Source organism: Vibrio marisflavi CECT 7928 (genome assembly GCF_921294215.1).
Lineage (GTDB): Bacteria > Pseudomonadota > Gammaproteobacteria > Enterobacterales > Vibrionaceae > Vibrio > Vibrio marisflavi.
The window spans coordinates 737,669-761,584 of record NZ_CAKLDM010000001.1 but is presented as its reverse complement, the minus strand read 5'-3'; the positions used below and the strand labels follow the sequence as shown (position 1 = coordinate 761,584).

General features: G+C 40.4%; 20 protein-coding genes. 10 read left to right on the top strand and 10 right to left on the bottom strand.

Annotated features, from left to right (window positions below; all coding sequences use genetic code 11):
• Positions 1-16: 16 nt before the first annotated feature.
• The gene (locus L7A31_RS03360) at positions 17-1,294 is read right to left on the bottom strand and encodes an MFS transporter (RefSeq protein ID WP_237360088.1); all 1,278 of its coding nucleotides are present in this window, start codon (positions 1,292-1,294) and stop codon (positions 17-19) included.
• Between the two features lie 257 nt (positions 1,295-1,551).
• Here L7A31_RS03360 and L7A31_RS03355 point away from each other — a divergent pair, with 257 nt between their 5' ends.
• Positions 1,552-1,764 carry a hypothetical protein gene (locus L7A31_RS03355; protein WP_237360087.1) on the top strand — a complete coding sequence of 71 codons (213 nt, stop codon included), beginning with the start codon at positions 1,552-1,554 and terminating at the stop codon, positions 1,762-1,764.
• A gap of 67 nt (positions 1,765-1,831) precedes the next feature.
• Here the strand turns inward: L7A31_RS03355 and L7A31_RS03350 are convergent, their stop codons facing one another.
• The gene (locus L7A31_RS03350) at positions 1,832-2,986 is read right to left on the bottom strand and encodes an SGNH/GDSL hydrolase family protein (protein WP_237360086.1); all 1,155 of its coding nucleotides are present in this window, start codon (positions 2,984-2,986) and stop codon (positions 1,832-1,834) included.
• Between the two features lie 411 nt (positions 2,987-3,397).
• Here L7A31_RS03350 and L7A31_RS03345 point away from each other — a divergent pair, with 411 nt between their 5' ends.
• The 3 genes from L7A31_RS03345 (at position 3,398) to L7A31_RS03335 (ending at position 7,333) form a co-directional block, all read left to right on the top strand.
• On the top strand, positions 3,398-4,216 hold the full coding sequence (locus tag L7A31_RS03345; RefSeq protein ID WP_237360085.1) for an SMP-30/gluconolactonase/LRE family protein: 819 nt from the start codon (positions 3,398-3,400) through the stop codon (positions 4,214-4,216).
• 290 nt (positions 4,217-4,506) lie between these two features.
• Complete coding sequence (locus tag L7A31_RS03340) at positions 4,507-6,375, top strand: 2-oxoacid:acceptor oxidoreductase subunit alpha (protein WP_237360084.1); 1,869 nt, start codon at positions 4,507-4,509, stop codon at positions 6,373-6,375.
• Positions 6,356-7,333 carry a 2-oxoacid:ferredoxin oxidoreductase subunit beta gene (locus L7A31_RS03335; RefSeq protein WP_237360083.1) on the top strand — a complete coding sequence of 326 codons (978 nt, stop codon included), beginning with the start codon at positions 6,356-6,358 and terminating at the stop codon, positions 7,331-7,333. The genes L7A31_RS03340 and L7A31_RS03335 overlap by 20 nt, the downstream gene beginning before the upstream one ends.
• Positions 7,334-7,387: 54 nt before the next feature.
• On the opposite strand, the gene L7A31_RS03330 is transcribed toward L7A31_RS03335, so the two are convergent.
• Complete coding sequence (locus tag L7A31_RS03330; RefSeq protein WP_237360082.1) at positions 7,388-7,906, bottom strand: cytochrome b; 519 nt, start codon at positions 7,904-7,906, stop codon at positions 7,388-7,390.
• Positions 7,907-8,251: 345 nt separating this feature from the next.
• On the opposite strand from L7A31_RS03330, the gene L7A31_RS03325 reads away from it, so the two are divergent.
• The 5 genes from L7A31_RS03325 to L7A31_RS03305 all read left to right on the top strand — a co-directional run bounded on the left by L7A31_RS03325 (position 8,252) and on the right by L7A31_RS03305 (position 14,419).
• Entirely contained in the window at positions 8,252-9,058 is an 807-nt protein-coding gene (locus L7A31_RS03325; protein ID WP_237360081.1) for a substrate-binding periplasmic protein, read from the top strand.
• A gap of 170 nt (positions 9,059-9,228) precedes the next feature.
• Positions 9,229-10,497, top strand: coding sequence for a paraquat-inducible protein A (locus tag L7A31_RS03320; protein ID WP_237360080.1), 1,269 nt, complete (start codon positions 9,229-9,231; stop codon positions 10,495-10,497).
• Positions 10,478-12,139, top strand: coding sequence for an intermembrane transport protein PqiB (gene pqiB, locus L7A31_RS03315; protein ID WP_237360079.1), 1,662 nt, complete (start codon positions 10,478-10,480; stop codon positions 12,137-12,139). The genes L7A31_RS03320 and pqiB overlap by 20 nt, the downstream gene beginning before the upstream one ends.
• Before the next feature lie 3 nt (positions 12,140-12,142).
• The gene (locus L7A31_RS03310) at positions 12,143-12,739 is read left to right on the top strand and encodes a PqiC family protein (protein WP_237360078.1); all 597 of its coding nucleotides are present in this window, start codon (positions 12,143-12,145) and stop codon (positions 12,737-12,739) included.
• A gap of 384 nt (positions 12,740-13,123) precedes the next feature.
• Positions 13,124-14,419, top strand: coding sequence for a methyl-accepting chemotaxis protein (locus L7A31_RS03305; RefSeq protein WP_237360077.1), 1,296 nt, complete (start codon positions 13,124-13,126; stop codon positions 14,417-14,419).
• Between the two features lie 51 nt (positions 14,420-14,470).
• Here the strand turns inward: L7A31_RS03305 and L7A31_RS03300 are convergent, their stop codons facing one another.
• The 5 genes from L7A31_RS03300 to vxrA form a co-directional block, all read right to left on the bottom strand.
• Positions 14,471-14,617, bottom strand: coding sequence for a YoaH family protein (locus L7A31_RS03300; protein WP_237360076.1), 147 nt, complete (start codon positions 14,615-14,617; stop codon positions 14,471-14,473).
• Positions 14,618-14,697: 80 nt separating this feature from the next.
• Positions 14,698-15,891 carry a conjugal transfer protein TraF gene (locus tag L7A31_RS03295; protein WP_237360075.1) on the bottom strand — a complete coding sequence of 398 codons (1,194 nt, stop codon included), beginning with the start codon at positions 15,889-15,891 and terminating at the stop codon, positions 14,698-14,700.
• Between the two features lie 58 nt (positions 15,892-15,949).
• Complete coding sequence (locus L7A31_RS03290; protein WP_237360074.1) at positions 15,950-16,831, bottom strand: DUF2861 family protein; 882 nt, start codon at positions 16,829-16,831, stop codon at positions 15,950-15,952.
• The gene (gene vxrB / locus L7A31_RS03285) at positions 16,831-17,490 is read right to left on the bottom strand and encodes a response regulator transcription factor VxrB (RefSeq protein ID WP_237360073.1); all 660 of its coding nucleotides are present in this window, start codon (positions 17,488-17,490) and stop codon (positions 16,831-16,833) included. Before vxrB ends, L7A31_RS03290 begins: the two co-directional genes overlap by 1 nt.
• Positions 17,465-18,865, bottom strand: coding sequence for a sensor histidine kinase VxrA (gene vxrA / locus L7A31_RS03280; RefSeq protein ID WP_237360072.1), 1,401 nt, complete (start codon positions 18,863-18,865; stop codon positions 17,465-17,467). The genes vxrB and vxrA overlap by 26 nt, the downstream gene beginning before the upstream one ends.
• 418 nt (positions 18,866-19,283) lie before the next feature.
• Between vxrA and L7A31_RS03275 the strand changes: the two genes are divergently transcribed.
• Entirely contained in the window at positions 19,284-20,663 is a 1,380-nt protein-coding gene (locus tag L7A31_RS03275) for a hypothetical protein (protein ID WP_237360071.1), read from the top strand.
• Between the two features lie 57 nt (positions 20,664-20,720).
• Here L7A31_RS03275 and pntB read toward each other — a convergent pair whose 3' ends face one another.
• Together pntB and L7A31_RS03265 are read right to left on the bottom strand one after the other, a co-directional pair.
• The gene (gene pntB / locus L7A31_RS03270) at positions 20,721-22,097 is read right to left on the bottom strand and encodes a Re/Si-specific NAD(P)(+) transhydrogenase subunit beta (RefSeq protein WP_237360070.1); all 1,377 of its coding nucleotides are present in this window, start codon (positions 22,095-22,097) and stop codon (positions 20,721-20,723) included.
• A gap of 14 nt (positions 22,098-22,111) precedes the next feature.
• Entirely contained in the window at positions 22,112-23,662 is a 1,551-nt protein-coding gene (locus L7A31_RS03265) for a Re/Si-specific NAD(P)(+) transhydrogenase subunit alpha (RefSeq protein WP_237360069.1), read from the bottom strand.
• Positions 23,663-23,916 lie beyond the last annotated feature (254 nt).

Genomic DNA, 23,916 nt, shown 5'->3' with positions numbered 1-23,916 from the left:
ACCGGCTTTTTTCTTATCAAAACTTATCACGGTTTAGTGTTAGGTTTTGGCCTTTGAGTACCCACATTCCCACTAGACCCAATGCGGAAGCAATCATCTGATAGTAAGCTGGTCCCATCAAGGAATGACTATATTCGATAAGGCTAAGAGATATAACAGGTGCTAGTCCACCGATTGAAGCAAATGCCACATTATATACAAGCCCAATTCCTGAATATCGAACCCCTGTTGGAAACAAAATTGATAGTATTGAAGGGATTGCTGACCACAAAAGGCCAATCACAACTGCACCAATCATCATAGGAAGTAAAAGATCTGGGACTTTTTGGTCAAACAAATCATAGATGTACAAAGCGGATAGCACGCTAAGTACACAAGAAATAGTAAACCAAGATTTTAACTTCGTATTAAGCTTATCGATGCAATATCCTGATAACAAAATAAGAATACACCCTACTAACAACCCAAGCGTTGTACTATTCAACACGTAGTCAATTGGGTAATGTTGCATCTTGCCTAGAAAAGTTGGTAGCAGCAAGAAGAAAATCATGATTGAACTTGCTCCAGCTCCAGTAACAAAAAAGCCGGCTAGCAATTGCTTAGGGTATTTTGATAGCAATAACTTTAGAGGTAACTTGATTTCTACCTGCTCTTTGTCTTTTAGCATTTTCTCAAATGATGGAGACTCAACGAGTTGTCTTCTGATAAGGAAGCTAACAATACCTAGAACTCCACCAACTATAAACGGTACTCTCCAGCCGAATTGGGTTATTTGCTGTGCTGTCAGAAAATGATGTAGAAGCAAACTTGAGCATAAACCCAGCACTATGCCTCCAATGAGACAAAAGAACAGTAATGAACATACTAGTGCTTTGTTTTTCGGTGCTACCTCTGAAAGATAAGTGATGCCTCCTGGTATTTCTCCACCAACAGAGAACCCTTGTAATACGCGTAAAGCAATCAACATTAGTGGAGCCCAAATACCCACTGAAGCGTATGTTGGTAAGAAGCCGATGAATAACGTTGACAGTGCCATCATCATAACTGTCAGAGTAAACGGTTTCTTTCTGCCTTTCATATCACCTTGATGACCAAAAAAGATGCCACCAATAGGTCTTACGATATAACCAATTGCAAACGTTGCTAATGTTAGGATCAGCGATAGTCGAGCATCATGCGACGGAAAAAAGTTTTCGCTCAAGTAGTGAGCTAAAAGTGCGTATATAATAAAGTCATAAAACTCAAGTACTCCTCCCAAGCTTGAAAAGAATATCACCCTAGTTGTTGTTTTCATTATTTAACCTTACAGCCAATTATCCAAATAAATAAAATCAATTCAAAAGCACCAGCAGGTGCGCACTATTCAACTTGTCGGCTAGATCCTTTAACCATAAACTATGTGACTTTAGTCTTGTTTAGGACAAATTTCACTCTACAAACTCAAAAAACTAGTTCTTTAGCTCTAGTATGCGCGCAGTTTATATGAAACTGGTCTACATTGTAACTATGGAACAAATATCACCGTTAGAGTGACAACGTCAGGAGGCTAAAATGGATAACTCAAATGTTAACCACGACGCATTAAAAGATAAGCTAGAACAACTAGTTAGTGAGTTTGAACAATTTAAAGACTGTAGTCGATGTACTGAAGCGATGCTCGACGAATTTAGGCTAGATATGTATCGAGTAGAGCATGATATAACCAGCTACTTTCTCACAGAGCAACGTCACTTAAGAGTTTTAGAAAGTACCGACCACAGTTAATATTTTCTCTACGTCAATTGAGAGCCTTACGCCATGTCTTTGCATGGCGTTTTTATTTAATAGACACCTAATGCGTAACAGTTTTTAGTACGTAGTTTGCTAATCCTTTGTTCACGCTGGATGAATAGTGGGCATTGTTCCAACTGAAATAGCTATGATTACTTTGTGGTCCATATACACAGTTGTTGTTACTGTGCAAAGGGTTCATGTAGTCACCAGATGGATCATTAAAACAAGCACTTCCCTTCTCCACTGAACTTTTATACAGTGGCGTTCGGGCAACATTGTCCAAATATTCTCCGCTATCGATTACTTGAATATTTTTCAATCCAGAGAAGCGTGATTTAAGAGCATTGTTGTAACTACTGACAGCATAGTTTAGAGAACTTACAATTTTCCCACCTATCAAAGGTATGCTTTGATAGCTATGTCCAGCATACAAATTTGAAAACTTAGGCAACGTTAATATGTAGATCTTGGCGCTCGGTGTCTGTATACGTATCTTAGTTACAGCTCTAAGTACACTATCTGCTACTTTGTTCATTTTGCTTTCAATAGTTGTGTCAAAAAATGAACTTGGTTCTATAACCATCCTAATTAGCTTAGATTTTAGAAAGTTGCTGATATCATTACCGCCGATAAAAATGAATACTTTTGCATTACTTCTCTGTGAGCTATCGGTTTCTTGATAATAGAGTTCTATTTGCTCTGCTAGATTTGGAATCTGAAGATCTTCATACTCATAGTCAGTACTCTTATCAAAGCTATCGTTGTTCTCAGTATGTTTAACATACTTTTCCCTGTTTCCTAATAGACTGTACTCACTGCACTCTCCGGCGAATAAAGAGCCATCATCATGGAAACACCCAGCGTTACCATTTGCGATCGCACTGGCCCATGCATAATTTAAACTAATACTTTTTCCTGTCCCGTTGGATACATATTGATACCAAGAAACTAATTCATTCTTTTTCAAATCTGATGCCAAATACAGTGGCCAGTTAATACTAAAAAGTGCTTTTGGTTCTCCATCAATAAGGCCCTGATGTGGTATGGATTTTTGCAAAAAGCTCAAACTTGGATAGCCATTTTTTCCGTAGTACTGCATTGGAACTGGGTTAGTTATTGGCACATAAAGGTTAAAGTTTTTTAATTGTGGATTTCTTAGGTTTTCTGGCTCTGGATAATTACCAGTGTCGGTCAGGCTATCTCCAAAAAACACAAGATGCTCCGCATAAATCTGTGTTGAGATGGAGAACGAAGCAAATAATATCAATGCCTTGAATAGAGTTTTTATCGAGAGTTTACTCATTATGATTCATTCCAGCTACTAACGTATTTAAATTTTATATTAGGTCAACCAATACGGTTACCGTTCGGGTAGCCCCATTCTATATTAATACATCAAAATACATATCCATATCTAACTTTAATTAATCGCTTACATGAACATGTATAATTTATACAAGACTACTAGTCGATAAAATTTCCAGAGTAAATAAAAACACAACAAGAACATTCACTTCAAAAATAGTATAAAGAACGTATTATTAAATAATCTACTTAGGCTTAATTAACTACTAGATTTCGTTTATATTGCACCAATCATGTAGAATTTACTAGTGGGTGAAAAATGAATTTTAAATTACTAGCAGATAAAATCTCTTATCCAGAATGCCCTAGGTGGCACAGCGGTAAAGTATGGTTTTCATCGGTTTTTCAAGGTAACGTCTGTACTTTAGATAGTGATGGCAGCGTCAAAGTGATACATAAATTCAGTTCTGCTATTGCCGGCTTAGGTTGGTTACCTGACGAATCATTGTTGGTTGTTAAGCCTTTAGATCAAGAAGTAGTTAGAATTGATCAGAAAAATAATCGTCACCAATATGTATCTTTAACTAACTACAACCAAATTATAAATAATGATCTTTTTATATCAGATAGTGGTGTCGTGTTCATAAGCGGCATGGGAAACAACTATATAGAAGGTGAGCCACCGAAGCCGTGTTCTTTAATTACAATTAAAGAACATAACGTATATTACTCAGCTAATGATCTATTGTGTCCAAACGGTTTTGCATATGACTCAATAAATAAATTTCTATATGTAGCAGAATCAAATGCCGATCGTATAACCCGATTTCATTGTATGCCAGACGGTACTCTTTCCGATAGAGAAGTATACTTTCAATTTGAATCAGGCGACTCGCCCGACGGTATTAGCCTGGACAAAAATGGTAGGCTATGGGTTGCATGTAACAACCACAAGGTTGTACTACTAAAAAATTCGAAAGCCATCAAGTCGTACCATTTTGACCAGCACCCTTTAGCTTGCTTAGTCGCAGGTTTTGAACGTAATGAGTTGTATGTTTTAACTACTGATTGCTTTTGTCCTATCCAGGCAAAAGATTTACCGAATGGCCGAATATATAAAAGCAAAATCGAGATATGAATCGGTTGGGTTTTCAATACCAAGACGCCTAGCAAAGCGATAGACCATACGATCATTAATGTTTTATTGATGTTGGAGGCATAAGTTCTTTTTTATTTCAATAGCGACATTGGATAGTTATTTTACATTTTCTATGCATGACTGTACTAATGATATGATTATATAATCGGTAGTTTAGGCTCTAATATAAGCCCGCATAGAACTTTATCCGTAGAATTTTTAGGTTCTACTTAAATATTGATTTTCATATTAGAACAATAAAATAGCTTTTACTTGAGGTAAGTTTTTTCATGAAGAATGGTAAAATCCAGTCCAAGACATCGCTAGGTTCCGAAGTTATACGCTTTGCCGGTGATTCTGGAGACGGAATCCAATTCACCGGTGACAGGTTTTCTAGTAGCGTTAGTTTGTTTGGAAACTCTCTCGCAACCTTACCTGATTACCCAGCCGAAATTCGCGCACCAGCTGGGACAGTTTCCGGTGTTTCTTCTTTTCAGTTGCAATTTGCCGATCACGAAATTTTCACCCCCGGTGACCGTTGTGGCGTTCTAATAGCGATGAACGCTGCAGCTTTAAAGAAGAACCTACCAGATTTAACTACGGGTGGGCTTCTCATTGTCGATAAAGCCGGATTTAGAGACTCGTTAGTCAAATTAGCCGGATTCGAAAATAACCCACTGGACGACGGATCGCTTAACAGCTATCGCGTAGTCGCCGAAGATTTCACTCAACTTACGTTGAACTCGCTACAAGGGTTAGGCTTACCCGGTAAAGTCGCTCGCCGATGCAAAAACTGCTTTATGCTCGGTATTACTTTGTGGATATTCAATCAATCATTAGACGAAGCAGAAAGTTGGATATCTAAACGTTTTGCCTCATCTCCTGATATCGTCAACGCAAACATTACTGCGCTAAAGAGCGGTTTTAATTATGCAGATACAACGGAGATTTTTAGTGAAAGCTGGCAAGTGTCCAAAGCAGACATCAAACCTGGTCGTTACCGTTCAGTCTCTGGAAATGAAGCGCTATCATTAGGGTTTGTCACTGCATCACACGCGGCTAGTCGCTCGTTGTTTTTGGGTTCTTACCCTATTACTCCGGCTTCAGATATACTCCACCAGCTAGCGAAATATCAAGATTACGGTGTAACAACCTTCCAAGCTGAAGATGAAATCGCAGCGGCAGGGGCTGCTTTAGGTGCTTCATACGCTGGCGCTCTTGCGCTAACAACAACATCAGGCCCAGGACTGTGTTTAAAATCTGAAACGATAAACCTCGCTGTCATGGCTGAGCTACCTTTAGTTGTTGTCGATGTCCAAAGAGGTGGACCATCAACTGGCCTCCCGACCAAAACAGAACAATCCGACTTGTTGTTTGCACTTTATGGCAGAAATGGGGACTCGCCGCTTCCTGTGCTTGCCGCTGCGTCACCCGCAGACTGTTACAACATGGCAATAGAAGCTAGCAGGCTCGCGACAATGTTTATGACTCCCGTAATACTATTGACCGATGGTTATATAGCAAATGGTACTGAACCTTGGAAAGTACCTAACGAGAGTGAACTTCCAAAATGGAAGCAGCAAGAAGTCAGTATTTCTGGTAGCTATTATCCGTACCTACGCGACCATGATACTTTGGCTAGAGAATGGGTTGTTCCTGGTACAGAAGATAAACAGCATCGAATTGGTGGTCTAGAGAAGAAGAGTATCACTGGTGATGTATGTTACGAGCCAAGTAACCATCAAAAAATGACTCAAGAGCGTTCAACTAAAGTTGAAAACATTTCTCGCTTTATACCTGAGCAATCTATAACAGGTTCTGTTGACGATAAGCTCTTGGTGTTGTCTTGGGGCGGTACGCTTGGTTCTGTTAAAACCGCAATTAACGAACTGCGTGACGAAGGACTTACGGTAGCTCACGCACACCTTCAATACCTAAACCCTTTACCAAATAACTTTACTGACTTGTTAGATAGCTTTGAGCATATATTGGTTGTTGAACTAAACAACGGTCAGCTAAAGCAGTACATACAATCTAAAACGACGGTTCATGTAGAAGGTTTTGCGAAAGTAGAAGGTACACCTTTTAAAATTGAAGAACTAAAAACCGCAATCAGCAATAGTGTAAAAGAGAATATCAGTGAGCCAGCCCATGCTTAACCGTAAAGATTTCGTTTCCAGTCAAGAAGTAAAATGGTGCCAAGGATGTGGTGATTTTAATGTATTAAAAACAATGCAGTCGGTATTAGCTAAAGCTGGTAAAACTAAACACAATACTGTCTTTATCTCAGGCATTGGGTGCTCTTCGCGTTTTCCGTACTACATGGACACTTATGGCTTCCATACAATCCACGGTAGAGCACCAACAATCGCAACGGGCGTAAAAGCCGTTAACCCTGAGCTCGATGTTTGGGTTGTAACCGGTGACGGCGATGCGTTAAGTATTGGTGGAAATCACTTTATCCACGCGATCCGCCGAAACCAAGACATTAAAATACTGTTGTTTAACAATGAAATATATGGTCTAACTAAGGGACAATATTCCCCGACAAGTGCTCAAGGGTGTGTTAGTAAATCCTCGCCTGCAGGTAGTATCGACTACCCATTGAGGCCACTGACCATAGCCGCTGCTTCAAATGCAAGCTTTATTGCACGCACTTCAGATAACGACCCTAAACATATGACGGCCGTTTTTGAAGCAGCAGCAAAACACAAAGGTTGTGCTGTAATAGAAATTCTACAAAACTGCGTCATTTTTAATGACAAGGTACATGAACCTTATAATGGGCCTAAACAGCGTAAAGAGCACTTACTGTACTTGGAACACAATGAACCAATGGTATTTGGTGAAAACAAAGCGTTAAAGCTGTCAGGTTTAACTCCAACTGTCACCGATGATAACGACAACTCAGTGCTAACACATGACGCTAGCACTGGAGACACTTCACTCGCCTATATGTTGGCAAACTTAAGTTATCCTGATTTCCCTGTACCAGTAGGAATATTCCACCAATCGAGTAGAACAACCTACGATCAACTCCTTCATTCAGAGCAACAAAAAACACTGACTAGTTCAAAGCTAATGACATTGTTAGAAAAAGACAGTTACGTTTTGTAAACTCGAGGGAAGTATCAGTGATGAAAAAGCCGCTTATAACGCGGCTTTTTTCATTTAAGGCATCATTCGTTTGAGTGTGTCATCTTTTACTACATGGTGATGATAAATTGCCGCACCTGCATGCAAAGCAATTAGAAAGTACCCAGCGTCAGCAATGGTTTCATGTAGATCTTTTATCGTTTTGTAGGTAGCTTTATCCGGCGCCGCGACTATTGGCATTTGAAACCCTAAAAAGCTCCACTCTTTTCCACCGATATACAAAGAGACTACGCCAAGAATTGGCAATGCTAGAAAACATAGGTAAATGATCTTATGCGTGATAGAAGAAATTTTCTCTTGCCATTCTGGTGGCTTAGGTGTGATCGACGGTGCGATATTACGTTTGTACAAATAAACTCGTACAAACATGACTAAGAACACCAATACGCCGGCGTTAAAATGTATGAGCTTAATTGTATCGTGCCAAGGGCTACTCTTAGGCGCAAAGTTCAAGTCCATTGCTCCATACGTAACAATGATAAGAAGCAAGGTTAACCAGTGAAGAAGAATCTGTTGTTTTGGGTATTTCTGCATATAACTATAATCCATAAATAAGAAACAGTGTTTCGCTGTAAAGCATTGTCAAACTAAAAGATTCAATGTGAATGAAACATGAAATCTTTTGATATCATGCGATAAATATAAAATTCCAAATTTGTACAAAAACTAGTACTTCACGATACCTAACAGATACCACGTACGCTATTGTCGGCTACTACCTAAAACGCTAAGTATCAAGATTTCTTGAATTGAAATCACACCCTACACCTAATACATTGAATTACAAAAACTAGTCTGGTCACTTACACTAAACTAACTATAGTTTAAAATGCACAATTACTAAGTAACTTTCTTTTTAATGAATGAACATGGATAGCTATGATTGAGAAGCGCTTCGTCATTTTATTATTAGCCGTATCTTGTATGAGCCTACCTGTTAGCGCCTTAGAATTCACCACTTTTGATTTCCCACCTTTTAGCCAAAAGTCTAGTGCTGGTAAAAGTACTGGGCCATTTAAAAGCATCATCAACGATATTTGTCGAGAAATGAACGAAACATGTCATTTTACTATTCTTCCAACTCGTAGAGCTAAGCTAAAGGTGGCCAACGGAGAAGCTGATGCCATTTTTCCATTTGGTTGGTATTCAAAGCGTGGAGAAAAGTTTTACTTTTCCGTTCCATTTATGCTCACTGAATATGGTTTCTTTGTCCCCTCCTCCTACAAAAAGGAAGTTAAAGGCCTATCCGATATTCAAAACTTTAAAGTTGGCGTATTCGGCCCCTCTAACACATCTAATTCTTTAGCAAACGTGCGCGACTTGATGATAACCATGGGATTAAAACCAATCCGTATCAATATACAAACAGACGAAAATGGAAATTTGATTCGTATGCTTGAAAGCAGCCGAATAGACGCGTATTACAGTAACAAAGCATTAGCTGAGTACAGAGCAAAGCAATTCAATGTCACTGATGTAAAGTATGCATGGCGCGATAGAGAACTGCTTTATTTCGTCGCTTTTCCTAAGAAAACAACAAAGCAATCACTAGTTAAGCGATTTAACCAAGCTGCGCTGAAACTGTTCTCGAAACCAGGTTATTTGGAAAAGCAACTTTCTCCATGGGGCATATTGCCACCACCTCTAACCAACGATGTCTACAGTAAGTATGAAATCCTTTACTAGACAGCTAACGGGCGATAGTAAACCGACGCCCGTTCTTGCCATTATTTAACAATTGATGAATAAAAAATTCGTTCACTTGCTAACAAGTGTGTAAACTCCTTATAAAACAACAATCCATAATCGAGTGATTACACTTAGATAGGATGCGATAGTGACGGCTTTTGTTAGCAATGAGTGATGATACCTTCATAGAGAATGAAACAGCTTGTGATTGCTGCGATTGGGTAAACACGATTCCGCCAATGCAACACAATGAAAGACTGCGTTGTGAACGTTGTAAACACCCAATCGTTACAGTATCCAAAAAAACAGCGCAGCTACTCCTCGCAAATAGCTCAGCTGCAATAGTTCTGTTTGCTCTCTCTTTGACTTATGAGTTCTTAGGATTTAGCTCCAACGGCATTACCCAGCAAATAAGCCTTTGGGATTGCATCAACGCACTTTTAATCGAACACTTCACTGCATTAGGAGCTATAGTTTCAGTTACTCTTGTTGTGCTGCCCCTTATTTATCTGTTTAGCATACTTTTGCTTAGCTTCTCTCTAATAGTTAAATCAAAACATCATCGCTATACGCGCTGGCTGCTCCTTAGCCTTGAAACGATCCAGCCTTGGCTGATGGTCGATGTGTTTATGCTAGGTGGTTTAGTAGCTTTAGTTAAGCTAAAAAGCTTGGCTGAGGTGAGTCTAGGTGTGTCTTTTTGGGCATTCGCAGCCTATACCTTTTTGCTTATAAGAACAGTTTGTTATGTCGATAAACGTTGGCTGTGGAATCAATTTTTTGGTCAAAGTGAAAAAATAGACATCAAACAAAAGGCAAGTTCAGCTCGTAATCAAGGTTTGATCGGTTGTCAGTTTTGCGGGGCGCTGAACCCTTCAACTAATCGAACATGCTCTCGTTGTCACCACGTTATTATGAGCAGAAAGCCTGCTAGCTTGAAGCGTACGATTGCATTGCTTATCGGTGCCAGCATTCTCTATGTGCCGGCAAACCTTTTTCCCATCATGAATACTACGTTCTTAGGTACTACAGAGCATTCGACGATTATAGGCGGTGTTTTATTACTTTGGGCACTCAAGTCTTACCCTGTCGCTTTGGTTATACTCATTGCTAGCGTCCTAGTACCTATCGCGAAAATCTTATCTCTGTTTTGGCTCTGCTGGCAATATCATTTTGCAACGGATCTTCCTGCAATTAAGAAACAGAAAATTTATCATTTAACCGAGTTAGTAGGTCGTTGGTCTATGGTCGATATTTTTGTCGTTGCCATTCTTTCGGCGCTTGTTCAGCTTGGTACTTTAATGAATATTGTCCCCGGTATCGCCGCTATGTCTTTTTGCGCCGTTGTTATTCTTACCATGCTTGCTGCTATGAGCTTTGACCCCCGTTTAGTTTGGGATATATCAGAGGAAACAAAAGTTGACGAATCAGAATCCTAACGTTGAATCTACACGTAACTTTAAATTCAACACTATTTGGATAGTGCCTTTGGTTGCCTTAATCGTGTCTGGTTGGATGATATACGACAACTGGGCACAAAAAGGTCCAGAAATAACAATTATCGCAAAAGATGCTGACGGCCTAGAAGTCGGAAAAACGAAAGTTAAAGCTCGTAACGTTGATATAGGTGAAGTTACAAATATCAAGCTAAGTAATGACTTTACTCATGCAGTCATCACTTTACAGATGAATAAAGGTACTCAGCCCCTACTTCGTACCAACACTAAGTTTTGGGTAGTGAAACCGCGCGTTGGGGCCGAAGGGATAAGCGGGCTCGGCACACTGCTCTCAGGTGCTTACATAAATATGGAGCCCGGCAACGAGGGCGCAAAGAAAAGTCAGTTTCAAATGCTAGACAAGCCGCCTCTTTCTACCGTCAATGACAAAGGCATTCGTATAAAACTTTTTTCAACTCAAAGCACCAAGCTAGAAGTTGGCACTCCAGTTCACTTCCGTGGCTATGAAGTTGGCTACATAGAAGATGTAGGCTTTGATATTAAGCGAGGCGCTATCACTTACCGTCTTTTCATTCATGCCCCATACGACGCTCTGGTTAATAGTAATGTTCGATTTTGGATGACTCCGGGCCTTTCTGTAAAAGGAACAGCGAAAGGGTTAGAAGTACGTGTTGATTCACTGCAAAGTTTAATATCAGGTGGTATTAGTTTTGGTAGTATTGATGAACAAAAAGCCCCTCATCCAGTTAAAGATCTAACCGAATTCCAGCTATTCACTTCAAAGCAAGAAGCCGAGGATAACCGTTACGACAAATTCATTTACTACGTCATGTTATTCCATGGCAGTATAGCCGGTTTAGAAGTTGGTACTCCTATTGAATATAATGGTATCCAAATTGGTACCGTCACTCAGGCTCCATTTCGCGGTGCTTCTATTGAAACCCTAGACACTGAGACTAGCCCTCCGATACCCGTGCTGGTTCGTATTGCACCACAAAGGCTAGAATACAATTTCAATGATTCCGTTCTAAGCCTTAGTAAGTGGAAAAACAAGTTTAAGCAGGCTTTTGAGAAAGGAGCCAGAGCTACTCTAAATACCAGTAACATTCTGACAGGCGCCAAAATTGTCACCGTTAAATATGTAAAAAATGCCAAGCCGCAAAAGGTATTAACGTTTGGCAAATATAATGTATTCCCAACGACATCAGACAGTCTCGCCACTATGCAGGACAAAGTCGAAATTATCTTAAATAAATTGGCAGCATTGCCTTTAAATAAGACGGTTGAAGAGCTTAACAAGACACTCGAGGCCGCTTCTTCAACTTTGAACTCTCTTGATAAAGTGTCGCATAGCACGAATAGACTACTTGCAAATAAAGAGACGCAGCAGTTGCCAGAGCGGTTATCACAATCATTGAAGTCATTAGACTCTACTTTATCTGACTACAAGTCAGAAGGCATCGTTGGGCAAAAACTACAGCAAAGCTTAAGCTCATTACAAAGAACTTTGGATGAATTGCAGCCACTACTTCAAGAGATTAGACAAAAGCCCAACTCTCTTATATTTGGTAAGTCTCAACGGTCTGATATCGAACCAAAAGCTGCAACAGGCGACAATAGGTAAACTATGATGAAAAAGTACATATTAATTGCCCTATCAGTCATAACATTGACTGCTTGTAGCAGTACAAATGAACCCGTTTCTCAAGAATACCTGCTACCCAACAACTCAGCGGTAGCAGCGTATAAAACTGGCATGGGCAATGAGAGGCTAACCATTCAGCTTAGACCAATTAATGTTGCTGACTACTTAAAACGGCTAAATATCGTGATGGTGAATAGTGATGGAAAAGTTTATCAAGCAGCAAATCACCTTTGGGCTGAGCCGCTAGCTTCTCAGCTAGAGGGGTTAAGCCTAAATCGTCTAAGCCAAAGGCTACCTAATACAAATTGGCTACCCTCTTCACAAATCATATCTAACGCACTTACCCTTCAAATCGACGTCGCGAATTTCTATGCAAACTTCGAAGGGGAAATTGTAATTAGTGGCCGTTGGTACTTAACATCAGACACCAATAAATTAGTCGATAGCGGTGTATTCTCTAAGACGACAAAGTTAACTAAGGATGGTTATACATCGATGACGGCACAACTGGCTAAAACTTGGTTAACCGATGTCGTCGACCCAATAGCGATCGGTATTTCTAATTTAAAGCTTAACTAACTCAGCTACCGCGCCTGCAAATAATCAACGATTCTTTTCTGCACTATTTGATTCACTGTAACGGCGCTTAACTTCTCTATGAGTAATACGAAGGACTCTTGAACAGTAAGTGGTTCATTATTCGTAGCCTACTAAGACATCATTCTAAAATAAATACTCCAGCTAATACTTTTGGAGTATTTAGCCTAATTCTAAGCAAAAGTGTGTGTTTTATCTTTGAGACTAAATGTTAGTGAAATTTAGTTACTCAACACTCATTTACTATTAACAAACAATATTTCAATGTGTTAAAACTGCTTAATTCCATTATAGACATAACTATCAACTTCATAAAAACATGCTTATAATGAAAAGACTTATGGATCTAAGGACAGATGACGAGATATGTTTTTTAAAAAAGCGACAGACGCCGAAAAAAGGGATGACTACGCAGATTCAGTATATAAAGCAATAAAAGGTAACATTGCTTGGATAGAGTTCACGGCAAATGGTGATTTTAAGGATGCAAGTCAACTGTTTCTCGATGTAGTCGGTTATTCAAAACAAGAGATGCAAGGAAAGCACCACCGAATCTTTTGTGATCCTAGCTATGCCTCCAGCAACGAGTATCGGCAGTTTTGGACGGAACTTGGTCACGGGCAGGTAAAGCATGGTACGTTTGATCGCTTTTCTAAATCCGGAGAGAAAATTACATTATCAGCGACTTATTTTCCTATAAAAGATGAAAGTGGCAAAGTGATCACTGTTGCAAAAATAGCGACGGATATTACGGAACTAAAAGCTAAAGACGACAGTAAGCAATCTGTATTGGATGCATTGAACACTTCACTCGCTGTAATCGAATTTGATCCTGACGGAAATATACTGAATGCCAACTCAAACTTCTTATCTGCAATGGGCTACAAGCTAGGAGATATCAAAGGATCCCACCATAAAATATTCTGCTTTGATGAGTTCTACAAAGAAAACCCAAACTTCTGGGCTGAGCTTGCTCGTGGTGAGTTTAAATCCGGCCAATTTTTACGACGTTCTTCCCACGGGGATCGTATATGGATTGAAGCGACGTACAACCCTATTCGCAATCAAAGTGGACAAGTATATAAAGTCGTTAAGTTTGCTTCAGATATTACTCCACAAGTAGAGAAAAACGAAGCAATAGCCAGAGCATCTGAAGTTGCCTACAGCACCTCCGTCGAAACCGCTCAAATAGCAAAAGAAGGTTCTGTGGGTTTGAACGAAAGCGTTGAAATAGCGTCTTCGATAACAGAGAAACTCATTGAAACCAGTCAGGCTATGTTAACTCTAAACGAACGATCACAAAGTATTGAAGAAATTGTTAACACCATAAAAAGTATTGCTGATCAGACCAACCTGCTTGCTTTAAACGCAGCCATAGAGGCAGCCCGTGCTGGAGAACAAGGGCGGGGCTTTGCTGTTGTTGCCGACGAAGTTCGCCAATTAGCTTCACGAACCACCGAAGCGACGTCAGAAATTGCTGATGTTGTTAACGAAACTCGTAGCTCCACTAATGAGATGACTCATATGATGGAGGAAGTTTCTGATATAGCGAACAAAGGTCGCGATAAAGTTACCGAAGTGTCAGCGGTAATGGACGAAATATACAAAGGCGCCGAAAACGTATCTGATACAGTTCGTGAACTTTCCGATAATCAGACATAGTAAGCTATCAAAAACGTAAAAGCCGTCGATATAAAATCAACGGCTTTTTAGTTAATCACGCTTTGTTCTTTCTTCACGTATTTGTTGAGCGACAATTTTTATGGCTTCAGCAGTACTTATGCCTTGTGCCATTAATTGTTGAATTTTCTCTACTGCTAGCTGCTGTTCTTCGTGCGTCAGGCCTAAGTCTTCAAACATGTTTGCCTCCATGGAATTGGAGGCGAACTATATAACAAAACCTTCAGTGCGAAAAGATTGTTTTCACTAAAGGTGCATACTTAGTACGTTGCCAAGAAATTGACAAACCCACCCATAGCATGCTCGTTGGTGTAACTAACACCTAAATCAAACTCGACGATATTTAAGAAATCTATACCGATACCAGCTGTATAAGTATCGTCTGAATTGCTGTAGGCTAGATTCTTTTGGTAACCCGCGCGAAGTTTTAACTGACGAAGAATATCTAACTCTCCTCCTACTCTAAGCATTTGAGTGTTATCGGCGAAGTTAGTAAAGTGCTCTTCCTCATTTAAATCATAATCAACACTTAATGATGCAAAGTCTCCAACAAGCCCAGCTCCAACCGTATAAAGCGGTCTCATTTCGTAGGTGTAGTTTAGAGTGTATGTACGTGATTGAGAGCCATCTATACTACTGGTTATCGTCTGTGTGATCGTTTCTGTTGCGATATCACGTGACACTAAATTCATTGCAGAAAAGCCAAACCTCAACGGCCCATGAAACCATAGCATACCGGCATCCATATTAAACATGGTGTTACCATTGCTATTTTCTGCAAAGTCCTTGATGTCGTAACTTGTTGAGTTAGCTGTATAAACGTAGGTATATATACGCTGCAGTTTTGGAGAAACACCGAAAGATAAGTGTTGACCTAAGAATGTTTGGTATTTCGCCAAAGAGACACCTACCTCTGTCACCGCAACTGATACCGCATTGATAGAGCTTAACTCGGCATTGACTGCAATATTCGTTTGCGAGTTACCGGTACTTGCCCCACTGTAGATATCTGCTTCTGCAAAAGTTTCAGCATAAGCTTTACCAAAAATGTTCAAGGCAACGTATTGGTTCGGAATCGCAATAGCAACAACACCACCTAATTGAGCACTTGCCGTATCACCGGTTAAGTCATCTAGTGCTGATTGGATTGCACTAGCATCACTGCCTGCTGAATAACCTGATATCAAATCGGACAGGTTATCTAGATCGTTGATCATATCGTACTCATCGTTGTAGATAAGACCAGCACTTGGCATGATCATACCTGCATCGTCGTTTCGTCGATAAATGGCAGTAATAGCGGGGTTATAAAATGGAGCTGTTAGAAAGTTAGCGGCGACGACACCGACGCCTCCCATTGAATCCCCACGCGCTTCAATAGCGTAACTCGCGGAGTACGTAGAGCAAGCATAGAATACTGCTGAAAGTGAGCATAATCGAATGAATTGTTTCATATTGATATAAACTTTATTCCTTTAATGTTTATATCGTTCTATTTAATATTAACTTTAATCAATCATCTACAGAAACATCATATGTTTTGCTAATTGTTTGCGTTTGTTCAACAATTATTGGTCCTTGCCAGCGTTGATGGGTCATTGAAACCGCGAGTACGTACCGCCCAGGTGATAGTTTGTTATCGCCAAGAGAAACTGGATAATCAGAGTCATAGCTTTCATTCCACACTTGATCATACTTGCCATCTTTATAACTAAACACTGAAACATCTAGCTTGGGTAAAGGGCAAAAACGGTTAAGCAAAGCGTTCTTCTCAACAACCCAACGATCTTTAGAAATCCAGCGCACCGTCTGCTTGGCTTTTGGTTTTCCAAAGATTAACCATGAACTCCAAGAGTCTTGATTTTCTGCAGTAACGTCAATGCGATACAGACCTTGAGGAACCCAATTATTTAAGTTGTAGCGCATTGTGTAAATGTAATCTGTGGAATCGCCAGTTTTAATCTGATTACTTGTTAATGCGTCGTCTGCAGAAATAGTTTTGTTTACCCATTTTTTAAGCGAAACACTATAAAGACGTTTGGTAGAAGTAACTTGCACCACTACACGATAAGAGTCTCGGCCTGGGCTTTGAACATCAGCTCTCTCTACAACAACGGATTTTATCCATTCAGGAAAAGATTTTGTAACCAACCCTTTTCCACAGTCTAGCTCTAGTGACTGCATGAAAAGCGCATTCAGGTGGGGTCCTAATGTTTTACTATCGTCTAACTGCCAAAGTTCAACTAAGGAAGAAAACATAGCTGGTAGGTCATCATCAAGGAGATGCTGGTGGGCTTGTGTGAGAGGTGTATTTTCTTCAAACCACTCAACACTGTTTGCGTAGCTAGGCGCACTTAGCAGCACGCCTAGTATAATTACGAGTATTGACCGCATTACGCTTTCATCTTATACCCAACACCTCGAAGTGTTTCGATTTCAAGTCCCGGTAGCTTTTGGCGAAGCTGCAAAACATGTGTATCAACTGTACGTGTGGTTGGGAAGTGATTATAACCCCATACATGATCCAATAGTTCATCCCTAGTAAATACTCGGCCAAGGTTGCTAGCTAAAAACAGCAATAGGTCGAATTCAGTACGAGTCAACGTTACCGATTCATCGTTATAAAACACTTCACGTGTTGCTTTGTCGATAAGTAAGTTGTCTGTCTTTACTTTTGAATCATCCATCACATCGCCTTCTGGAAGACGAAGCTGTGCACGAATACGCGCAAATAGTTCGGCTTCTGCAAAAGGCTTGGTCAAGTAATCATTGGCTCCTGCATCTAAACCTGTCACTTTATCTTTTACCGTCACCAAAGCAGTAAGTAGGATGACAGGCACATTCTTTATTTTTTTCCAATCAGCGAGGTGCTGTACAGAGTCACCATCAGGCAGCTGACGATCTAAGATAACTAAGTCTGCTTTGTCCCAATATTGTTGAACATCAGCAATTGTCTCAGAGTGGAAACATTCATATCCCGCTTGTTCGAGGCTCACTAGTAGTCCATCTGCTAAGTTTTTATCATCTTCAACTAGAAGCAATGTCTGTTTCACAAGGTATCTCCAATATAAATGTTGTTGGTGGCCCAGCGAGAGTCATTTTTCCACCCATCCTGTCCACCATAGATTCTACTATTGTCAAGCCTAAACCAAGGCCACTCTTACTTACAAATGGCTTGCGCAGTACGTGCCAGTCTTTCTGCGTCAATTGGCCTTGATCAATCACTTTAATTACTATCATGTTATGGCTTGATGAAACTTGTAAACTCACGGGCGAAACACCATATTTCACAGCGTTGTTAATTAGATTATCTATACAAGTACCAAGCCAATAAACGTTTAGTTTTGCTGCAACGTCCTTATCAATACTAAACTGGACATCATTGTCCAATTCCTCAACCTTAAATTGTAACCACTCTTCTACAGAGGGTACCCATTCTGTTGCCAGAGGTTTGTTATCTGACTGCAAATAATCTTTACTCGCTTCGGCCAATTGTCTTAAACGACGAGAATCTTCACATAATCTTCTAAACTCATCGTAAACGCTTTCTGGCAAGCGTTCAAATTCTCGCCTAAACCCCTCAACCGTTAATGACAAACTGGCTATAGGCGTTCTCAATTCATGCGTCAAAATTTGCAGAATAAGCATTCTGCTTTGCATTTCTTGACGTTTTGTATTCCAACGGTACAAAGCCCAACCTAACACTAACAAAATGTTTGCTATAGCTAGTACGACCATACTTACACGTAAAAGTGCCGAATGATCTTTCACATTCCAACAAATATTTCCTCGTTGAACAAAGCAAGCATTCGACTGATTGTACAGTTTAAAGCTCAACCCGGACTTATCTACGTTGTTTTTCCAGATATTTTCAGGGTAAAGGTAGTAGCTATCATTTTGCCTAAGCCATAGATAATCTTTCTCTATAAACATATTAGCGCCGGAAATCAGTGCTTCTAACGCGTCTGGTTTCATCCTCTGTAATCGACCGAGCAAGGTATTAGCCGGAGCAAGAGGCCGTTCCTTGATATGCATGTACTGCTCTAACTCTTTCTCTTCTGAGGGATGCACTAAAGAGTAGCGGTATGCATAAGTTCCACCACCGGGGTGAATCAGACCACTTCTAGCAAACCAACGAAGGCTTAACTTCGTACCGTTACACATCGCTCTAGTAAACACTAAAGGCTCGGTAATCAACGGGCTGAGCGGTAACTTTCCAGTACAGTTTTTTGCTAGTTGATAAAGTCTTTGTATATCCCGTATCGGGTATGAAGACGTTTGCGGTAGCATCGAGCTAGGCTCTAGCAGTTTAGTTGGATAATCTGTTTGAATCGCTCGTATATCATACGAAACCGTAGCTCTATCCGGATTAAATAAATCTACGAAATTGTCTATCCGCTCGGGAAGAGACTCTGCCCTGACCTGCATCGAGGATATTGCTAAAATCGCAAGCAAAAAATGAAGCGCTGTTTTTATCAAGGCAAATTATCTACAGTTCAAAGTTTTAGATAGAATATAACGTATTATTCTATAAACAACTGGGGTTAATGTAATGCTAAGGTAAATAATACATCAGTTTGATACACCGACACATTTTCTTGTTCAAAATGATATATCAGCATCAAATATACACTTAAAGTATACTGAAACGCTTATAAAAGTATAACGAATTGTTTTATTTATAACTTTACCCTTTTAAGTAGGCGAATATCTAGCCAAAACCTACAGATATCCGTAGTAACTAATTACACATTAAAAATTCACACAAAATCCAATACTAGTTGGAATGCTCTACCACTCAATTCCTAGACTGCTACTGTGATATCTGACAATAAGGACTAGGACAGTGGGCAAACTAAACATTTTACGAATGAAGATCAAAGCTGCATTTCGAAATTCTAGTAGCAAAAGTAACGCAGTTCCAACAAGTAAAGCCACGGATATTGAAGCTCTAGATGCACGAATCGGAACTCTATACGTACTTTCAACATTAAACTTTGAAAAAGAAAAAGCGATTTCCTCAAAGTCAGATGTCGCTGGAATGTTGTTCGACTCGTTTATAGCTGGTCAAGATTTCCAAGATGACGCGAAAGCTGCCTGCTCTACATTGCTCGAAAAAACAGATAGAGGGATAAAACTTGTTAACGCTGCTGGTAAGGCAAAAAACAAAGTATCTACTGCCAAAGCAAATTTTGCTGCGAAGCACGCAGATAGAATAGACTCCGTAAAATCTAAGTACCGTTCAGCCAAAAAAGGAGCTTCCGCTATTGCAACTAAGGTCTCTGAGATAGAGTCACCAGCATTTGTTAAAAAGATTAAAGCCTACCTATCAAGCTTCTTTCACTCCTTGATGAGCAAAATAAAAGGAGTGTATGGGGAAAAATGTGAATATGTAATGGAGTGGCTAGCAGATGTTGGTATGTGGCTGGCGTCTGAATTTGCAGGCACACTTGCAGATCTTATTCCGGGTTGGGGCTATTACCAAAACGCCGTAGACGTATATGCCGGAGTAAAAGAAGCATGTATAAAGTCTAAAGACCTTGCTGATCAAATTTACGCTGGTAGAGGTGTATCGGTAGCGCCTGGTCAATCGAGTATGATTTCTATGACTCTATACAAACATTCAGCTACTTGTGTCGCTAAAGGGATGTTTGGGGCCACTTGGGGAGTTCTTAGTATTTGTGCTGATGCTGCAATTTACTCTGTGACAGCAGTTGGTAGTAGCTTAGTTAACTGGATAAAAAGTGTTATCGAGAAAGTCATCGCTATCGTTGATACTTTGGTACAACGTTTCGCACTAAAACGATGGATAGATTTTGCCAAAAAGGAGTGGTACAAAGTTAGCTCCAAGTCGAGCATTGCCCATGATCCAAAAAGATTTAACAAGTGGTTCCTAAAAGTAGTATTAAGTACGCCTGTATTAGCGTCCATATTAATGTGTAGCGGCTACATATCTCACCCCTATAAGTTCCTAAAGCTCATGGACATACAAGAGGAAGATGGGGACTATGGAGAAACCGTATTTGTAAAAGAAGACTATAAACAAAAAGTTAAAAGCTTCAATAAAGGTGTTCATTACATCCAGAAACTAAAAGAATTATCTGGCAAATATGTAGCCGAATATAGTGATGGCTACAGCCTGGTCTTTTCGAGTAGCTGTGGTGTACTAAAAACGTACTTTAGCGATGTCTACGAAGGGCGAGTTGCAGGGTTGGCTTTCGAATAGGTTTCGTTGGTTTAAGAAAGAAGCACTGCTTTTGCAGTGCTTCTTTTAATAGCTAAATTAGTCTAGTGCTGCGCAAATATGCTGACAAGAGTCTTTAGCGTCACCAAACAACATATGAGTGTTATCTTTAAAGAACAGCGGGTTTTGAACCCCTGCGTAACCAGTGTTCATTGAACGCTTGAATACAATTACATTACTTGCATTCCATACCTCCAAAACTGGCATACCAGCTATCGGGCTCGCTGGATCTTCCTGTGCCGCAGGATTCACCGTGTCATTCGCACCAATCACTAATACTGTATCTGTTTCAGTAAAGTCATCGTTGATTTCATCCATCTCCAAAACCACGTCATAAGGTACTTTGGCTTCAGCCAATAGCACGTTCATGTGACCCGGTAACCTACCGGCTACGGGATGTATGCCAAACCTTACGTTAACACCGTGATTGCGTAGTTTTTCCGTAATTTCATGAACTGGATACTGAGCTTGTGCCACAGCCATGCCGTATCCGGGAGTGATTACTACTGATTTTGAAGACTTAAGCATATCTGCGACATCTTCAATATTAGTTTCATGAAACTCTCCCTGCTCTTCATCGCTACTCACTGCTACTTCTTGTCCAAAACCACCAGCAATAACACTAATGAATGAGCGGTTCATTGCTTTACACATGATATAAGAAAGAATCGCACCTGAAGAGCCCACTAACGCACCCGTTACGATTAGTAAGTCGTTGGCGAGCATGAAACCTGCCGCTGCCGCTGCCCAACCGGAGTATGAGTTCAACATAGAAACAACAACTGGCATATCAGCGCCGCCGATTGATGCCACAAGGTGGTAACCAAATACCAATGCAATAGCCGTCATTAAGATTAGAGCAGATACAGTGCCGCCGACTTCTACAAAGCGAACTAAAAGGATTATTGAAACAACGACTGCCGCTAGGTTCCACTTATGTTTGTGCGGAATATTCATCGGTGAAGAAGAAATCAATCCGCGAAGCTTTGCAAACGCAACAATCGAACCTGTAAATGTGACCGCACCAATAAACACTCCTAAGAACACTTCGACTAGGTGTATAGTGTGTTCTGCTGATGACATGATTGGAGCATGCAAATAGCTGTTGTATCCAACTAACACCGCAGCGGCACCAACGAAACTATGTAAAATAGCCACCAATTCTGGCATCTCAGTCATTTCAACTTTTTTAGCGTAATAGATGCCGATACATGCACCAATAACCATAGCGACAACAATCCAAGTAACTGCATTCGTTGATGGGCTAAAGATCGTAGCTAGTAACGCGATAGTCATTCCGGCAATACCGTAATAGTTACCTGCACGCGCTGAATCTTGCTTGGACAAACCAGCCAAGCTCAAAATGAAAAACAACGCTGCTACAACGTAAGCAGCTTGAACTAATCCAACAGACATTTCCTTTCCCTTCCCTAATCTTTACGGAACATTTCGAGCATACGTTTGGTAACGGTAAATCCACCAAATATGTTAATACTGGCGATTAGCACTGCGATAAATGCAAGAAAACTAACCAAGCCATCCCCTTGCCCGATTTGAAGTAATGCACCAACGATGATGATCCCTGAAATTGCATTTGTTACTGACATAAGTGGCGTATGCAGTGCATGGGTAACGTTCCACACAACGTAGTAACCTACAACGCATGCCAAAACAAATACTGTAAAATGAGCTAGAAATGCTGCAGGAGCAACAGACGCTACCCAAGCAAAAACGGCAACGCCAGCAACCATGAAACCTATTTTCTTTTTAGGCGACATGGGTTTTGCTTCTTCATGCTGGATTGGTTCAACCTGTTGAGGTTTTGTTGTTTGTGCAGAAACTTGAATCGGTGGTGCTGGCCATGTGATCTCACCATCCTTAACTACGGTGACACCTCTTAACACAACATCTTCAAAGTCGATATCAATAGAGCCGTCTTTGTTTTTGCAAAGTAGCTTTAATAGGTTAACAATATTGGTCGCATACAGCTGAGAGGATTGAGTCGGTAATCTAGCAACCATGTCGGTATAACCGACAATTTTTACACCGTTTGGAGTGGTAATTACTTTGTCTGCTTCTGTATAGGCGCAGTTACCTCCATTCGCAGCAGCCAAATCAACGATAACGCTACCTGGCTTCATGCTATCAACCATTTCTTTGCTGATAAGCTTTGGCGCAGGCCTTCCAGGAATTAGTGCTGTTGTAATGATGATGTCGACATCTTTCGCTTGAGCGGCGTATAACTCTTCAGCTTTTTTGTTAAATTCATCGGACATTTCTTTGGCATAGCCGTCACCAGCACCCGAATCTTCCAAAAAGTCGACTTCCAAGAATTCCGCACCCATGGACTCTACTTGCTCTTTAACTTCGGGGCGAACATCGAATGCTCTAACTATCGCACCTAGACTTCCAGCAGCACCGATAGCCGCTAGGCCCGCCACACCAGCACCAGCGACCAAAACTTTTGCCGGAGGTACCTTACCTGCGGCCGTTATCTGACCGGTAAAGAAGCGACCAAACTCATGAGCAGCTTCGACTACAGCACGATAACCTGCGATATTAGCCATGGAAGACAATGCATCTAAAGCTTGAGCTCTTGAGATACGAGGTACCGAATCCATAGCCATTACATTGATCTTTCTGCTGGAAAGCTTGTCCATCAACTCTTCACGTTGGGCCGGCCAAATAAAACTTATTAAACTCGCCCCTTCTTTTATTAATTCGACCTCATTTAGGTCTTTGCCATCCTCACATGTTGGCGCATTAACTTTCAAAATTATATCAGATTCCCAAGCTTGTTGAGCTGACACAATTTTCGCACCTGCTTTTTCATACGCTTCGTCGTCAAAACTTGCTAGAACACCCGCTTGAGTTTCAATCACAACATCAAAGCCTAATTTTAGTAGTTGCTCTACCGATTTGGGCGAGGCAGCCACCCGAGTTTCTCCAGAAATTACTTCTTTAGGCACACCAATTTGCATAGCCATTCCTTAACCATTAGTACAAATGTGTAATTGTTTTATCTAACGTTTTTAAATAGTTCAAGACTTTTTAAACGAAAAATACAAATAACAAAATAATGCAACAAAAACCTGTACAACAAAGTGCATTTGAGGTACAAAATTCTATTGGATTTAGGAATTTGAATTGAAATCTTCACTGAACTGACAGAAATGTCATATAGAGCCAAAAGGCTCTATCACTAATGTGTACAAAAGAGTATTGTGGTTAGAAG

What these genes read in the sequence shown, in the direction of transcription:
- L7A31_RS03265 (WP_237360069.1), bottom strand. Translation starts at nt 23,662, where the DNA reads ATGCAAATTGGTGTGCCTAAAGAAGTAATTTCTGGAGAAACTCGGGTG.
- vxrA (WP_237360072.1), bottom strand. Translation starts at nt 18,865, where the DNA reads ATGCAGGTCAGGGCAGAGTCTCTTCCCGAGCGGATAGACAATTTCGTA.
- L7A31_RS03355 (WP_237360087.1), top strand. Translation starts at nt 1,552, where the DNA reads ATGGATAACTCAAATGTTAACCACGACGCATTAAAAGATAAGCTAGAA.
- L7A31_RS03320 (WP_237360080.1), top strand. Translation starts at nt 9,229, where the DNA reads ATGAGTGATGATACCTTCATAGAGAATGAAACAGCTTGTGATTGCTGC.
- L7A31_RS03345 (WP_237360085.1), top strand. Translation starts at nt 3,398, where the DNA reads ATGAATTTTAAATTACTAGCAGATAAAATCTCTTATCCAGAATGCCCT.
- L7A31_RS03360 (WP_237360088.1), bottom strand. Translation starts at nt 1,294, where the DNA reads ATGAAAACAACAACTAGGGTGATATTCTTTTCAAGCTTGGGAGGAGTA.
- L7A31_RS03305 (WP_237360077.1), top strand. Translation starts at nt 13,124, where the DNA reads ATGTTTTTTAAAAAAGCGACAGACGCCGAAAAAAGGGATGACTACGCA.
- L7A31_RS03330 (WP_237360082.1), bottom strand. Translation starts at nt 7,906, where the DNA reads ATGCAGAAATACCCAAAACAACAGATTCTTCTTCACTGGTTAACCTTG.
- L7A31_RS03310 (WP_237360078.1), top strand. Translation starts at nt 12,143, where the DNA reads ATGATGAAAAAGTACATATTAATTGCCCTATCAGTCATAACATTGACT.
- L7A31_RS03340 (WP_237360084.1), top strand. Translation starts at nt 4,507, where the DNA reads ATGAAGAATGGTAAAATCCAGTCCAAGACATCGCTAGGTTCCGAAGTT.
- pntB (WP_237360070.1), bottom strand. Translation starts at nt 22,097, where the DNA reads ATGTCTGTTGGATTAGTTCAAGCTGCTTACGTTGTAGCAGCGTTGTTT.
- L7A31_RS03300 (WP_237360076.1), bottom strand. Translation starts at nt 14,617, where the DNA reads ATGTTTGAAGACTTAGGCCTGACGCACGAAGAACAGCAGCTAGCAGTA.
- L7A31_RS03290 (WP_237360074.1), bottom strand. Translation starts at nt 16,831, where the DNA reads ATGCGGTCAATACTCGTAATTATACTAGGCGTGCTGCTAAGTGCGCCT.
- L7A31_RS03325 (WP_237360081.1), top strand. Translation starts at nt 8,252, where the DNA reads ATGATTGAGAAGCGCTTCGTCATTTTATTATTAGCCGTATCTTGTATG.
- L7A31_RS03295 (WP_237360075.1), bottom strand. Translation starts at nt 15,891, where the DNA reads ATGAAACAATTCATTCGATTATGCTCACTTTCAGCAGTATTCTATGCT.